This window comes from Stenotrophomonas sp. YJH_SMC_69, assembly GCF_059370495.1.
Genome location: NZ_JCAFTS010000009.1, coordinates 118,248 through 132,918 on the forward strand (window position 1 = coordinate 118,248; position 14,671 = coordinate 132,918).

Annotated in this window: 16 protein-coding genes; all 16 read right to left on the reverse strand. The window is 69.1% G+C overall.

The window, feature by feature from the left end; translation table 11 throughout:
• Positions 1-22 precede the first annotated feature (22 nt).
• The gene (locus AC5P8F_RS15835; RefSeq protein WP_495228536.1) at positions 23-2,377 is read right to left on the reverse strand and encodes an MMPL family transporter; all 2,355 of its coding nucleotides are present in this window, start codon (positions 2,375-2,377) and stop codon (positions 23-25) included.
• Positions 2,370-2,999, reverse strand: a complete 630-nt coding sequence (locus AC5P8F_RS15840; protein WP_495228538.1) for a LolA family protein — start codon at positions 2,997-2,999, stop codon at positions 2,370-2,372. The genes AC5P8F_RS15835 and AC5P8F_RS15840 overlap by 8 nt, the downstream gene beginning before the upstream one ends.
• Positions 2,996-3,427 carry an acyl-CoA thioesterase gene (locus tag AC5P8F_RS15845; protein WP_134809429.1) on the reverse strand — a complete coding sequence of 144 codons (432 nt, stop codon included), beginning with the start codon at positions 3,425-3,427 and terminating at the stop codon, positions 2,996-2,998. The genes AC5P8F_RS15840 and AC5P8F_RS15845 overlap by 4 nt, the downstream gene beginning before the upstream one ends.
• Positions 3,414-4,964, reverse strand: coding sequence for an HAL/PAL/TAL family ammonia-lyase (locus tag AC5P8F_RS15850; protein ID WP_495228541.1), 1,551 nt, complete (start codon positions 4,962-4,964; stop codon positions 3,414-3,416). Before AC5P8F_RS15850 ends, AC5P8F_RS15845 begins: the two co-directional genes overlap by 14 nt.
• Complete coding sequence (locus AC5P8F_RS15855) at positions 4,954-5,895, reverse strand: lysophospholipid acyltransferase family protein (RefSeq protein WP_014648845.1); 942 nt, start codon at positions 5,893-5,895, stop codon at positions 4,954-4,956. Before AC5P8F_RS15855 ends, AC5P8F_RS15850 begins: the two co-directional genes overlap by 11 nt.
• 1 nt (position 5,896) lies before the next feature.
• Entirely contained in the window at positions 5,897-6,667 is a 771-nt protein-coding gene (locus AC5P8F_RS15860) for a glycosyltransferase family 2 protein (RefSeq protein ID WP_197605252.1), read from the reverse strand.
• Positions 6,657-8,342 carry an ApeI family dehydratase gene (locus tag AC5P8F_RS15865; protein ID WP_495228543.1) on the reverse strand — a complete coding sequence of 562 codons (1,686 nt, stop codon included), beginning with the start codon at positions 8,340-8,342 and terminating at the stop codon, positions 6,657-6,659. Before AC5P8F_RS15865 ends, AC5P8F_RS15860 begins: the two co-directional genes overlap by 11 nt.
• Positions 8,335-8,886 (reverse strand): COG4648 family protein, encoded by a 552-nt coding sequence (locus tag AC5P8F_RS15870; RefSeq protein ID WP_495228546.1) that lies wholly within the window; start codon positions 8,884-8,886, stop codon positions 8,335-8,337. Before AC5P8F_RS15870 ends, AC5P8F_RS15865 begins: the two co-directional genes overlap by 8 nt.
• A gap of 22 nt (positions 8,887-8,908) precedes the next feature.
• Entirely contained in the window at positions 8,909-9,166 is a 258-nt protein-coding gene (locus AC5P8F_RS15875) for an acyl carrier protein (protein ID WP_005411609.1), read from the reverse strand.
• A 17-nt stretch (positions 9,167-9,183) separates the two neighbouring features.
• Positions 9,184-9,441 (reverse strand): phosphopantetheine-binding protein, encoded by a 258-nt coding sequence (locus AC5P8F_RS15880; protein WP_005411610.1) that lies wholly within the window; start codon positions 9,439-9,441, stop codon positions 9,184-9,186.
• A complete protein-coding gene (locus AC5P8F_RS15885) occupies positions 9,428-10,225 on the reverse strand; it encodes a lysophospholipid acyltransferase family protein (protein ID WP_014038937.1) in 798 nt (265 codons plus the stop codon). The genes AC5P8F_RS15880 and AC5P8F_RS15885 overlap by 14 nt, the downstream gene beginning before the upstream one ends.
• On the reverse strand, positions 10,218-10,961 hold the full coding sequence (locus tag AC5P8F_RS15890; RefSeq protein WP_014648849.1) for a beta-ketoacyl synthase chain length factor: 744 nt from the start codon (positions 10,959-10,961) through the stop codon (positions 10,218-10,220). The genes AC5P8F_RS15885 and AC5P8F_RS15890 overlap by 8 nt, the downstream gene beginning before the upstream one ends.
• A 217-nt stretch (positions 10,962-11,178) precedes the next feature.
• Positions 11,179-12,192 (reverse strand): cytochrome d ubiquinol oxidase subunit II, encoded by a 1,014-nt coding sequence (gene cydB, locus AC5P8F_RS15895; RefSeq protein WP_032960627.1) that lies wholly within the window; start codon positions 12,190-12,192, stop codon positions 11,179-11,181.
• A 1-nt stretch (position 12,193) separates the two neighbouring features.
• Positions 12,194-13,591, reverse strand: a complete 1,398-nt coding sequence (locus tag AC5P8F_RS15900) for a cytochrome ubiquinol oxidase subunit I (protein ID WP_049442071.1) — start codon at positions 13,589-13,591, stop codon at positions 12,194-12,196.
• Between the two features lie 213 nt (positions 13,592-13,804).
• Positions 13,805-14,020: a hypothetical protein gene (locus AC5P8F_RS15905; protein ID WP_197605243.1), complete on the reverse strand. Its 216-nt coding sequence runs from the start codon at positions 14,018-14,020 to the stop codon at positions 13,805-13,807.
• Entirely contained in the window at positions 14,017-14,670 is a 654-nt protein-coding gene (locus AC5P8F_RS15910; RefSeq protein WP_014648853.1) for an RNA polymerase sigma factor, read from the reverse strand. Before AC5P8F_RS15910 ends, AC5P8F_RS15905 begins: the two co-directional genes overlap by 4 nt.
• Position 14,671 lies beyond the last annotated feature (1 nt).

Sequence of the window (14,671 nt, forward strand, 5' to 3'; positions counted from 1 at the left end):
AAGAAGGAAGTCGGAAGCAGGCTCAGGCCCGCGGCAGATCATGCGGCGGCGGCCGGAACAGCGGCGAGATCAGCCAGACCAGGCCGATGCCGAACAGCAGGGTCAGGCCGAACGCGCGCAGCGCCGGGGTCTGCGACAGTCCCAGCAGGCCGAACGACAGCCAGGTGCTGGCCGCGCCCACGCACACCGCCAGCCAGGCACTGGCATCGCCGCGGTGCTCGATCAGGAAGATGCCGTAGTCGATGCCCATGCCCAGCAGCAGCATCAGTGCCAGCACGTTGAACAGCTGCAGTGGCTGGCCGAACAGGCCCAGCAGGCCCAGGGTCAACGCACCGGCAATCAGGGTCGGCGCGAACACGCGCCAGGCCTGGCGGCGGTAGCGCAGCCACAGCGCGCCGAACACCAGCACGATGCCGACCAGCAGCAGCCCCCCCATCAGCTTGCGGTAGTGGCCCAGCAGCTGCGAGAAGTCGGCGGTGCGGTCCACCCAGCGCACGCCGGGCAGGCCTTCGGCCGCCCCGCGCAGGGTCGCCAGCGCATCGGCGCGCGACAGGTCATCGACCATCACCACGCTGATCATCTGCCCACCGACCTCACCCACCCACAGGTGGCGGAACGGCTGCGAGGCCGGCGAGGCCAGGAACGCCTCCGCGGTCAGCGGCGTGGTGGCGAAGTCGGGGCGCGGCAAGGGTTCTCCGACCGCATCGGACACGGCCTGCAGCACGCCCGGTTCCACCTTGGCGGTCAGCGCCGCATCGGCCTGCTGGCGTGCCGGCGACGGCAGCCAGTCACTGATCGCGCGGTAACCGCCGATGCGCTTGTCGTTGGCCAGTACACGCAGGCGTTCGGTCAGTGCTTCTTCGCGCTGCAGCAGCTGTGCAGCGTCACTGCCCTGCACCAGATAGAACTGCGCCGGGCTGGGCATGCCCAGCAGCTGGCTCAGGCGGATCTGCTGGGCCATCAGTGCCGGCGGTGAGGACTGCAGGCTGCGCAGGTCGTCATTGCTGTGCAGGCGGGCGATGCCGATGGCAGACAGCGCCAGCGTGATCACCACGAACACCGTCACCGGCCGGCGGCCATGCAACCGCGGGAAGCGCTCCAGCGTGTTGCCCAGCCACTGCGAGAAACGGGTCTGGCGGATCTCGCCGCCATCCAGCCACGGGAACCAGAAGATCACCGTGAGGAACGCGGCGGCCAGGCCGACCACCGAGAACAGCGCCATCTGGCGCAGGCCCGGGAACGGGGCCAGGCCCAGGGCCAGGTAGGCCAGCGCGCTGGTCAGCAAGGCCAGCCACAGGCCCGGCAACAGGTGCCGCAGCAGCTTCCAGCGGCGATCGGCCGGCTCGGCCTGGCGCGAGGCAAACCAGTGGATGCCGTAATCCTCGGCCACGCCCACCAGCGACGCACCGAACACCAGGGTGAGCACGTGCACCTTGCCGAACACCAGCACGGTCACCGCCAGCGCCACGCCACAACCGATCAGCAACGACGCGGCGACCAGCAGGATCGGCCGCAGCGAACGGAACGCCAGCCACACCAGCAGCAGCACCGCGGCCAGCGAGCCCCAGCCGATCGTGTTGATCTCCTGGTTGGCCTGCACCGCGGCCGCCTCGGCGTGCAGCGGCACGCCGGCATGCAGGATTTCCAGCTCCGGCGCTGCCGCCCTGGCAGCCCGCCCGGCACGTTCCAGCAGGCCGTCGAGATGACGCTCACCGTCGAGCTGGAACGCCGAACCCGGTGTATCGAACTGCAGCACGGCCCAGTGCCTGCCCTCGGCTTCGAGCAGGCCGTCATCGCCCAGCCGCAACCCCGACCCCTGCGCCTGCTGCTGCCACCATTGCGGCCACAACGACAACGGGTCTTGCCGCCAGTCGGTCAGGCGCGGAGCGCCCATCGGGCCGTACAGCGCGGCCAACGCCTGCTCGGCCAACGCGCCCGGTTCGCTGCCCTGCAGCTGCTCGCGCTGGGCCGGCGTCAGCAGGCGGTCGCGGTACGGCGCGTAGAACGCGCGCGCCTCATCGAACCAGCCTTTGATCGAACCACTGGGCACCAGCAGGGCTCGGTCAGTGTCCTTGGCCATGGCCGCGGCAAAGGCCGCCTGCGCACGCTTGGCGGCAGCGCCGTCCTTGCTGCCCAGCAGCACCACCACCTGCCGCGAGCTGCCGTCGGCGATGCGCCGGGTGACGTCGCTCAACAGGCGGTCATGCGCATCCTGCGGCAGCAGCGCGAGGATGTCGGTGTCGATCCGCGATTGCTGGCTCCACAGGTGCCACTGCTGCGCGCCCAGTACCAGCAGCAGCAACAGCCAGGCGATGCCCAGCCAGTGCCACCAGCGCCGCAGCCGCTCCGGTGCGTTCGATGCGACGGCCTCACTCAAAGCGGCGTGCCTCGTCGGCGGTGAGGGTGGCCGGCGCCTCGCTCAATGCACTGAACTGGATCTGCGTGCGGTCCTTGTTGGCCTCGACGATCTCGACCTGGCGCACGTAGCGGTCACCCTGCAGGGTCAGCGACTGGAACGCCTTGCCCAGCATCGCCGACTTCGGCGTCAGCCGCAGCCGCCAGCCCTGCCCTTCACGGCTGGCCGCCACGTTGAACTGGCTGGACAGCGCCTGCACGTCGCCACTCATCAGCGCGAACATGATCGCGTTCACGGAACGCATCGCCGGCTGCTGCCGTGCATCGAGTTCGACACGGGTGCTGCCATCACGCTGGCGGCTCAGGATGCGGTCGGCGGTGACCACCACTTCGGAAGGGAACGGCTTGAGCGTGGCCCAGATCACGCCGTGCTGGCGCGCGACCACGAACTGGCCCTGCGAGCGCAGCGGGTTCCTGAAGCCGCTGACCTGCTTTTCCTGGCTGAACTGGCCACGCAGCACGTCCGGCCGCGCCACCGCCTGGGTGATCGCATCGATGGCGGGGTCGGCCGCCTGCACCTGCGGTGCGGCAACGAAGATCAGCGCGCACAGCAGCACGCTCGAAAGACGGGCAAGGGGGTTCACGGCGCAGGCACTCCCAGGCGCTCCCACAGTACCGGCGGGCACTGGTACAGCATTTCCTTGCTGGCCGCGTCCACCGCGACCTGGATGGTCATCGCGCGGGTCAGCACCTGGCCGCTCTGCGCATCGAGGATTTCATAGTCGATCTTCAGCCGGTTCTCCCATTCCACGATGCGCGCGACCACGCGCAGCGCCTGGTTGAACAGCAGCGGGCGCACGTACTTCACCCGCGCATCGACCACCGGCCACAGGTAGCCCGATTCGAGCATCTGCGGGTAGTCGTAGTCGTAGCGCCCGAGCAGCGCGCAGCGCGCGATCTCGAAGTACTTGAAATAGTTGCCATGCCAGACCACGTTCATCGGATCGCAGTCATGGAAGGCAGGGGTCAACGCAATTTCGCCAACCCGTTCGATGGCCTCATTCACCGGCATACAGCTCCCAACGTTGCGCGCGGATCTCCACCAGCAGTTCCCGCAGTTCGCGATCCAGCGCGCGGTCTTCCTCGACCAGGGCGATGCGCTGCCCCAGGTCGGCGTACATGTCGGCCAGACTGCCATGCAGCTGCGCATTCAGGCCAACCCGCTCACGCAGCGCCAGGCCCTGGCGCGCGGCGATCAGCATTGCCGCCACCACCTGTTCGGTCAGCTCGATCACGCGCAGGCAGTCGCGCGCGGCGATGGTGCCCATGCTGACCTTGTCCTGGTTGTGGCACTCGGTGGAACGCGAGAACACGCTGGCCGGCATGGTCTGCTTCAGCGCTTCGGCAGTCCAGGCCGACACGCTGATCTGCAGCGCCTTCAGGCCATGGTTGATGGCCGCGCGCGGGCCGGTGGCCGCCGACAGGTTGGCCGGCAGGCCATGGTTGTAGCGGGCATCCACCACCAGCGCCAGCTGCCGGTCGAGCAGGTCGGCAACGTTGGCCACGGTGTTTTTCAGGGTGTCCATCGCCAGTGCGATGTGGCCGCCGTAGAAGTGGCCGCCATGCAGGATGCGCTCGCCGTCGGCGTCGATCAGCGGGTTGTCGTTGGCACTGTTCAGTTCGGTTTCGATCAGCTGGCGCAGGAACGGCAGGCTGTCTTCCAGCACGCCGATGACGTGCGGCGCGCAGCGCAGCGAATAGCGGTCCTGCAGGCGCTGTTCGTTGCGCGGCGGGCGTTCGCTGTGCAGGTCGCTGCGCAGGCGCGCAGTGATGCGGCCCTGGCCCGGGTGCGGCTTGGCGGCGAACAGGGTTTCGTCGAAGTGGTGCGCGTTGCCGTCGCTGGCCAGCACGTTGAACGCGGTCAGGCGCGTGGCCATGCGCGCCAGGTAATCGGCGCGCTGCCAGGCCAGGCAGGCCAGGCCGGTCATCACCGCGGTGCCGTTCATGATCGCCAGGCCTTCCTTCGGCCGCAGCTTCAGCGGGGTCATGCCGATCTTCGCCAGCACTTCGGCCGCCGGCTGCACGCGGCCGTCATGCAGCACCTCGCGCTCGCCGCACAGCACCGCCGCCACGTACGACAGCGGAGTCAGGTCGCCGCTGGCACCGACCGAGCCTTCGGCCGGGATCATCGGCAGCACGTCGTGCTGCAGCAGCGTGGCCAGGCCTTCCAGCAGCGGCACACTGACGCCGGACATGCCGCGCACCAGCGACGCCAGGCGCGCGGCCAGCACCGCGCGGGTCTCGACCGGGTCCAGGTAACGGCCCAGGCCGCAGCCGTGGTAGGTGTACAGGTGGTGCGGCAGTTCCGCCACCAGCGCCGGCGGGATGTTCACCGTGCACGAGTCGCCGTAGCCGGTGGTCACGCCGTAGATCACGCCGTCCTCGCGCAGCAGGCGGTCGAGGAAGTCGGCACCGCGCTGGATGTGCGCGCGGAACGCCGGCGCGTCGCTCAGTGCGGCCTCGCACTGGCGCTGGGCCAGGGCAACCACGTCTTCGATGGTCAACGGTGCGTCGCCAAAGCGGCACACGGGTACGGCGTCAGTCGTCATGCGGAGCCTGATCCCAGAAGGGGAAGAAATTGAACCAGTCCAACGGGGACTGGATGACCTGGAGTTCCAGCCAGCGCGCGAAGCGCTGTGCCTGTTCGGCCAGCGCGGCGTCGCGCGAGCCACGCGGCAGCACGATGCGTTCGGCGAACTGTTCGAATGCCACCCGATAGCCGTCGCCCTCGTGCAGGCAGGCCATGGTGTAGACCGGGCAGCCCAGCGCCGCGGCGAGCACATAGGCGCCGATCGGGAACGGCGCGCGGTGGCCCAGGAAATCGGCAGTGACGCTGCGGCCACCCTGTACCGGCGTGCGGTCGCCGACGATGGCAACGAAGCCCCCCGCCGCCACGCGCTCGGCCAGCATCACCGCGGTGGCCGGCCCCATTTCGGTCACCTGCACCAGTTCCACCGCCGCCAGCGGGTCCAGCCGCTGCAGCAGGCGGTTGAAGCGCTGCGCATGCGCGGTGTGCACCAGCACGGTGATGCGGAACCCCGGCACCTGTTCGGCCAGCACCTGGCACAGCTCCAGGCAGCCGATGTGCGCGGTGAGGATCAGCCCGCCCTCGCGGCGCGCGATCTTCTGCAGCACCAGGTCACGATGCAGGTGGATGCGTTCGGCCGGGTAGCGCCCGCCCAGGCCGAGGATCTTGTCCAGCATCGTATCGGCGAAGGCGAAGAAGTGGCGCAGGCTGTCACGCCGCGTCGGCGCGCGGCCGAGCACGCCGCTGTGCGCCTGCAGCCGCTGCAGGTACTGCATCGAAGCCTGGCGCCCTATACGGTTGCCCAGCCAATGGCAGGCCACCACCGGCCACACGCACAGGCGGAACGGCCAGCGCCCGAACCAGCGGTGCACCCAGCACAGGAACAGCACGCCGGCCACCGACGTCGATTCGCCGATGTCGGCCCAGTGCGGGGCACCCTGCGCGGCCGCCATCTCAGCGCTGCCCCTGCAGGCGGCGCCACAGCAGCCGCGGCGCACGCCAGAGCATGCCGAAGAACAGGCGGGTATGCATGCGGCTGATGCGCACGTTGTCGCGCCACACATCGAAGTGCGACACGCCATCGGACGGATAGGTCACGCGCGTGGCCAGGTGCTCGACCGGCAATTGCCGCCAGTACAGCCGCACCATCACTTCGGTATCGAAATCCATGCGCCGGCCGATGGTCTCTTCACCGATCAGGCGCAGTACCGGCGGCAGCGGATACACGCGGAAGCCACACATGGTGTCGCGCAGGTGCAGCGACAGCGTGTTGATCCAGACCCAGATGTGGGTGGCGTAGCGGCCATACAGGCGCGCCTTGGGAACACTGGCGTCGTAAGCCGGAATGCCGCAGATCACCGCCTCGGGATGGGCCCGCGCGGCTTCGATGAAGCGTGGCAGGTCAGTGGTATCGTGCTGGCCGTCGGCATCGATCTGCAGCACGTGGCTGTAGCCACGCGCGCCGGCCTCGGCAAAGCCGGCCAGCATCGCCCCGCCCTTGCCCTGGTTGACGTCCAGGCGCAGCAGGTCGACGCCCTGGCGCTGTGCCAGAGCGCGCAGCACCGCCGCGCACCCATCGTGCGAACCATCGTCGACCAGCAGGCAGGGCAGTCCCGCGGCCTGCACGCCATCGACCACCGCCGCGATGGCGTGCTCGTGGTCGTAGACGGGGATCACCACCAGTGGCGCGAATGCGGCACCGGCAACGGCCGGGTCAGTCCGCATCAGCGAAAACCACCCTGCCGCTGGCATGCACACCGTGGCTGGAGGTGTAGCGGAAGGCCAGCACGTTGCGTGCGGCATCCCAGTCCAGCTGCAGGGTCAACTCGTCACCGGGGCGGGCCACGTGCTGGAATTTCACCGCATCCATGCGCACGAACGCGCCCCGCATCACAAACGCCTGGCGGGCGAAGCGCACCGCCCAGTCCAGCTGCGCCACGCCGGGCAGGATTGCCGCCTGCGGGAAGTGGCCCTGGAACGGCCGCAGCGCCGGGTCCAGGGTCATGCGCAGGGTGGCGCTGGCGGCATCGCGGTGATCCCACGCCGGCACCGGCATCAACGGCTGGAACAGCGCCGCCAGCGCGGCCTGGGTCACCTTGCCCTGCGCATTGATCGGCAGCGCCTGCACCAGGCGCCAGCGACGCGGCCGGGTCACTGCGTCATGCGCATGCGCCAGGCGGGCGCCAAGGCGCTGGCCCAGCGCCCGCCGCGCAGCGTCGCCGCCCTCCAGCAGCGCCGGATCGGCCGGCACCACCACGGCGGCCAGCTGCTCGCGCTGCCCGGGCAGCACCAGCACGCGCGCGTCATCCACCTCGGCGTCTTCGCGCAGCGCGCGTTCCAGCGCATCCAGCGACACCCGGCGTTCCTCGATCTTGACGATGCGGTCGGCCCGGCCCAGCAGGCGGAAGCGGCCGTCGGCCATGGCTTCGACACGGTCCTGGGTGCGCCACCAACCGGGGGTGTCCAGGTGCGCCGAGGCCACCGCCAGGCAGCCATCGTCGATGCGCCACTGCACGCCCGGCAGCGGCTGCCACGGCGGCAGGTCGATGTCCCAGCGGCGCCAGGCGATGCCGCCGGTCTCGCTGCTGCCATAGACCTCGGTCGGGGCCACGCCCAGCCACTGCCGCACCTGCCGCGCTGCGTCTTCCGGCAGCGGACCACCGGAGGAGAACACCGCGCGCAGGCGGCCATGCAGGCTGGCCCAGTCGAGCTGCCCGGGCAGGCGCTTGAGGTGGGCCGGCGTCGCCACCAGCACCGTATCGGTACCGGCCAGCGCACCCACCAGGTCTTCGTGGAAGAACCGGCGCGGATGAATCAGACGGCCGGCGGCCAGCGGCCACAGCACGCGGAACAGCAGCCCGTAGATGTGCTGGTGGGACACCGTGCCATGGACCTGCACACCCTCCATCTGCGCACCGAACGCGGCCTGCAGCGCCTCCACCTCGCGCGCCAGCTGGTCCAGGCGCTTGCCGATCGCACTGGGCTGGCCGGTGCTGCCGGAGGTGAACACGCACAGCTCGCAGGCGCGCTCGTCCAGCGCCTGCAGCTCATCGTCCAGCGCGGCGTCCAGCGCCACCAGCGAGCGGTAGTCGGCGGACACGTCGCCTGCGAAGCCGCTCACCTGCGGCTGCAGCGCCTGCAGCGTGGCTGGCAGGTTGTCGGCGGCCAGGAACACCCGCTTGCCGGCATGCCAGGCACCGAACAGCGCGGCGGCAAAGGCCACGGCATCATCGAAGTACAGGGCCCAGTCGCGGCCTTCGGCGGCCGCAAAGGCGGCGCGCCAGGCCAGTACGCGCTGGCGGAAGCCGGCATGGTCGATCACCTCGCCGTCGCACAGGCCGACGCTGCGCTGCGGCCGTGCCTCCAGCAGCAGCCGGTCCAGGGCAATCCACTCAGCCATGCGCGTGCGCCGCCTTCACCTGCCGCCGCACCAGCCACTCCCCTGCGAACAACACGCCCATCATCACGTACGCCAACAATCCGTTGTAGAGCATCCAGACCCGGTCCGACGCGTACAGCGCGGTCAGCAGGGCCAGGCTGCCGTTGAGAACGAAGAAGCCGCACCACACCTGGGTGACGCGGCGGGTATAGGCCACCGCGAACGGCGGCAGTTCCGGCTCCTGCAGCCGCGCCAGGCGCTCCACCAGCGGTGGCCCGAAGCGCAGGCTGGTGCCGAACACCGCCAGCATCACCACGTTGACCAGCGCCGGGTACAGCTTCAGCGGCAGGGCCTGGTTGAGCACGGTGGCCAGCACCGCCAGCAGGCCGGTGCCAGCGGCGGCGGCCCACCACAGCGGCTGTCGCGTGCTCAGCGCACGCAGCAGGGCCAGGGTGAACAGCAGCAGCGACAGCCAGCGCGGCTCGAAACGGCCCATCGCCAGGTACACCAGCAGCGGGTAGGCAAGCGAAATCGCTGCCACCACGACGGTACGTGCGCGAGCCATGGCGAAGCCGCCGGCGCTGCGGTCAGGCGGCTGCCTGGTCCGGCAGCAGTCCATGCACGACATCGACGATGTCCTGCACGGTGCGCACGGCCTTGAACGCTTCCGGCTGCAGATTGCGGCCGAGCAGCGGCTTGAGCTGCACGATCAGGTCGACCGCATCGATGCTGTCGATGTCCAGGTCGTCGTACAGGCGGGCCTCGGGGGTGATCCGGGCGGTTTCGATCTCGAAGCTGTCGGTCAGGATGCTGACGATGCGTTCGAACAGTTCATTCTTGGTCATGGCAATTCCTGGCGCCGTTACGACTGGCGGGCGGCGACGAACTCGCCGAGCGCGCGCACGCTGGAGAAATGGCGACGGGTTTCTTCTGAATCGGCCGAGAGGCTGACACCGTACTTCTTCTGCAGCGCCAGGCCCAGTTCCAGCGCGTCGATCGAATCCAGGCCGAGGCCCTCGACGAACAGCGGCGCGGTCGGATCGATGTCCTCCGGCGTGATGTCCTCCAGCGAAAGGGAGGAAATGATCAATTCCTTGATCTCGTGCTCAAGTGCTTGCACGGGGCGGATCTCCAGACAGGTCGAAATAACGAGAAAGGTGCTCGGTGACGCGGCGTGCTGCCAAGGCATCCCCCCTTGGCGAGTCGTCATCGGCCAGGAAGGGCGCGATCGGGATATCTTCGCCGATCTGCAGCCGAACGTGAAAGCGACGTGAGGGGACACGATACCACTTCTGTCCCTTGGTCAACGTGGGCGGGGTGCAGGTGATCCGTACCGGGGTGATGTCCAGCCGGCCGCGGACGGCGATGTTGGCGGCCCCGCGCTGCAGCCGCGGCGGTTGGCCCGGCACGCTGCGGGTGCCCTCCGGGAAGATCACCAGGGTACCGCCGGCATGCACCGCCGCTACGCAGTCGTCGACCAGGCCGGCCCCGTCATCGTTGGCGATGTAGCCGGCCGCCCGCACCGGGCCGCGCATGAACGGGTTGCAGGCCACGGCCCGCTTCACCACGCAATCGGCGTTGGGCAGCAGCGAAATCAGGCAGACCACGTCGATCAGGGTCGGGTGATTGGCCAGAACCAGCAAACCGTCGCGCTGCAGGCGTTCCCCGCCCTCGATCTGGTAGGTCATCACCCCCAGCGCACGCATCAGGCGCAGGTGGCTGGCAAAGGCGACCTGGACCACGCGGCGGGCCCGGCGGCGGCGGACCACCGGGTCGCGCATCAGCAGCAACACCGGCATCACCAGCACGCCCAGCAGCAGGCCGCCCACGCCAAATGCGGCGAAGCTCAGGCCGGTGCCGAACACCCGCCAGGCATGATCGAGGCGGCGCAGCGCCTCAGCCACGGCGTCCCCAGCGCCAGCGCTGGCCCTGGGCCACGTGCTCCAGCGCCGGCGCGCCAGACAGCAGGAAGCGGTGCAGGTCCAGCGCGTGCGGCAGCGTGCCCGGGGCGGTGGCGGTGGCCTCCGGCGCCGCCTCCCATTGCAGCGAGAGGGTCGGCTGGCCCGCTGTCGGCGCGGTCAAACGCCAGCACCAGGCAAAGAACGGGTCGGGTTCGTCGGCAAACGTCGCGTAAATTTCAGGAAGCGGCGACTCATAGACCACCACCCGCACTTCGCGGGCACCATCGGCCAGCAGCCCGGCGGCCTCCAGGCAGGCGGTCTCGACCGTGGCCTGGCCGGCGGCCAGCGCCAGGTAGTTGCCGCGGTGGCCGCGGGCGATCGAGTACAGCGCCGCGATCGCGTTGTGCACCGACAGGCCGAACCCGGTGGGGGACAGGGGCTGATCGCTGGCCAGCGCCCCCAGCAGGTCCATCGAACGGGCCACGTCGCCGTGGCGGCTGGCGAACACCAGCGGCACCTGGCTGTCAGCGCCCTGCCCGTCCTCGCACCAGCAGGCAGCCTGGATCGCCATCCGGCCCAGCCGCTCGATGCGGCGGCGCTGCATCGCCGGGATCTCGGCCAACGCCGGCGTGTCTTCGCCCTGCGGCGGATACGGCGCATCGGCCCAGCCCAGCCACTGGCTACGCTCGCTCAGGCCGGGCGCCCAGGCGGCCCAGTCGACGATGGAGAATTCGATCATTTAGCGATGGTGCTTCAACGGGAGAACGATAGGCACGAGCCATTACGGCGACGCGCGGCGGCCCCCCATTCCTGCAGCCGTGCGTCCGTCCAGGACGTCGCCGGCTGCCCCCCTGGCCGCCGGAAAGGAGCGCACGCTAGCACGTCCTGCGCGGGGTGTGCAGGTTTCACATTCCCCAACGCGGGGGCCGGCACCGGCCGGCCCCGCATTCAAACGATCAGTGGTAACCGGTGTCGGCGTGCACCTTGCCGCGGAACACCCGGTACGACCACGCCGTGTAGCCGAGGATGACCGGCAGCAGAATGACCAGCCCGACCAGGGTGAAGCCCAGCGAGGAGGCCGGCGCGGCGGCCTGCCACAGGGTCATCGACGGCGGCAGCAGGTAGGGCCACATGCCCAGCACCAGGCCAAGGAAGCCGAGCACGAACAGGGCCAGGCTGAGCAGGAACGGCGGCAGGTCGCGGCGCGGATGGGTCGCGCTGCGCCACAGCGCGGCCGCCACCGCCAGGGTCAGCAGCGGGACCGGCGACAGCCACCAGAAGTTGCCGTCGCTGAACCAGCGGTCCATCAACCGCGAATCGAGGAACGGCAGCCAGCTGCTCACCAGGCCCATCGCCGCGATCACCGCCACCACCAGCGGGCGGGTCATCTGCCGCGCCAGCGCCTGCACGCGCCCTTCCGTCTTCAGGATCAGCCAGGTGCTGCCCAGCAGCGCATAGCCGGCCACCAGCGCGGCACCGGTCAGCATCGCAAACGGGCTGAACCAGGCGAACGCGCCGCCCTGGTAGGCACCGTCCACCAGCGGGATGCCCTGCACCAGCGTGCCCAGGATCACGCCCTGGGCAAAGGTGGCCAGCAGCGAGCCCAGGCCGAACCCCACGCTCCACAGGCGGCGCGAACGATGTGCCTTGAAGCGGAACTCGAACGCCACGCCGCGGAACACCAGCGCCACCACCAGCAGCAGCACCGGCAGGTACAGCGCCGACAACAGCACCGCATAGGCCTTCGGGAACGCCGCCAGCAGCCCGGCGCCGCCCAGTACCAGCCAGGTCTCGTTGCCGTCCCAGATCGGCGCGGCGGTGTTCATCATCAGGTCCAGCTGTTCCTCGTCCTCGGCGAACGGGGCCAGGATGCCGATGCCGAGCACGAAGCCGTCCAGCACCACATACATCAGCACGCCGAAGCCGATCACCGCGAACCACGCCACCGGCAGCCAGGTCATCAGGTCCATGTCAGCGGTCCTCCAGGGGTTCGTCGGCCGCCGACAGCGGGCGTGCCGGCGTATGGCTGCCATGGTCCAGCGACGGCCCCTCGGCATACGGCTGCGGCCCGTGGCGCAGGATCTTCACCAGGTACCAGATACCCCAGCCGAACACGAAGGCATAGCCAACCACGTAGACGCCCAGCGACAGCGCGGTCATCCACGCACTCTGCGGGCCCACCGCATCAGCGGTGCGCAGTACGCCATACACCACCCACGGCTGGCGACCCATCTCGGTAACGAACCAACCCGACAGCAGCGCGATGAAACCGCTGGGCAGCATCCAGTTCCAGCCGCGCAGCAGCCACGGCGAATCCAGCAGCTTGTTCCGCCACAGCTGGAAGGCCGACACCCAGGCCAGCAGCAGCATCAGCGTGCCCAGCCCGACCATGATGCGGAAGGCGAAGAACACCGGCGTCACCGGCGGCCGTTCGCTGGCGGGTACCGAGGTGAGCGGATCGAAGGTGCCGTCCAGGCTGTGGGTAAGGATCACGCTGCCCAGCTTCGGAATGGCCACTTCGAAATCGTTGCGCTCTTCCTTCTCGTTCGGCAGCGCGAACACCACCAGCGGCACGCCTTCGCCTTCTTTGGTTTCATGCCAGTGCGCCTCCATCGCCGCGATCTTCATCGGCTGGTGCTTGAGCGTGTTCAGGCCATGCATGTCGCCGACGAAGATCTGCACCGGCACGGTCAATGCCGCGAATGCAACGGCGGCGATCAGCATGCGCCGCCCCGCTTCCACGTCCGTGCCCCTGCGCAGGTACCACGCACCGACGCCACCAATCACGAAACAGGTGGTGATGAACGAGCCCAGCGCCATGTGCGCCAGGCGGTACGGGAACGAGGGGTTGAACACCACCTGCCACCAGTCCACCGGATGCACGATGCCGTTGACCATCTCGTAGCCGGCAGGCGTATGCAGCCAGCTGTTGGACGACAGGATCCAGAACGTGGAGAACAGCGTGCCCAGCGCCACCATGCAGGTGGACAGGAAATGCAGGCGCGGCGAGACCCGGCCCCAGCCGAACATCATCACGCCGAGGAAGCTGGCTTCCAGGAAGAACGCGGTCAGCACCTCGTAGGTCAGCAGCGGGCCGATGACCGTACCGGCCACCTCGCTCAGCCGCGGCCAGTTGGTGCCGAACTGGAAGGCCATGACGATGCCGCTGACCACGCCCATGCCGAACGACACCGCGAAGATCTTCTGCCAGAAGAAATACAGCTCGCGCCAGACGGGCAGCTTGGTGCGCAGCCAGCGCCATTCGATGAAGGCCAGCCAGCTGGCCGTGCCGATGGTGAAGGCCGGGAACAGCACGTGGAAACTGATGACGAATCCGAACTGGATCCGGGACAACAACAACGCGTCCAAGGGACGCCTCCTGCCTGCGACCGGTGGGATACCGGACCACTTTAGGAGGATTTCGTTAAGGTGGGATGCGACCGGGTGACGCGCTGCTTCACTTTGTCGCAGGGGTCAACCGTTCTGGTAGCTGCCAGCCTTGGTTGGCACACACGCCCAAACGCCGACCCAGGTCGGCATCTACCAACGGCGACTGGAACGGCCCACCGCCCGGAGGGCGCCTCAGAGCCAGAAATACCAGGCCGCTGCAGCCAGCAGCGCGCCAAACAACAGCACCTGCACCACCACATAGCCCACGCCACCGTCGCGCGACTCAGCGGCAATGCGCTTCTGCAGCGCCTCGCTCACATCCGGCGTTGCTTCCTGCTGCGCCTGCTCGCGCAACGCCTGTGCCAGCACGCGCGCTTCCGCATCGCGAGGATCGTTGGGTGGGTTCACAGCAGCTCTCCGGCAGTGGCATGCCGCGTCAGTTCCTGCTTCAGGACCTGGCGCGCGCGGTGCAGGTGGCTCTTGATGGTACCGCGTGCCAATCCGGTCACCTGCTCGATCTCGGCCAGATCGAAATCCTCCAGGTAATGCAGGCCGACGATCAGGCGCTGCGGCGCGCTCAGCCGTTCCAGTGCCGCGCCGAGCTGGCGCCCGGCCTGCAGCGCCTCGCTCAACTCGGCGGGCCCGGGGCCTTCATCGCCGATCCCCAGTTCCTCCGGCACCTCCACCGCCACCATCCATTGCGCCTCCAGCCGCCGCCGGCGCAGGTGCTGTAGTGCAGTGGTGTAGGCCACCCGCGAAACCCAGGTACGCAACGAAGATTCAAAGCGGAACCGGTGCAGCTGGCGGAACACGGCCAGGAAGGTTTCCTGCAGCAGGTCAGCCACCTGGTCGCGGTCGCCCACCATGCGTCCGATCACATGCGCGCAGGTGCGCTGGTGGGCTTCAACCAGTTGCGCGAAGGCCGACTGCGAGCCATCGATGATGGCCCGCACCAGGGCCTGGTCCGCGTCCAGCGCTTTGGCGGGAGCCGCCGTCGCCGCCGTATCCTCGCGGCGACGGCCCCGCAGTGCCGACAGCGCTTCGCCGAGCAGGCTCATG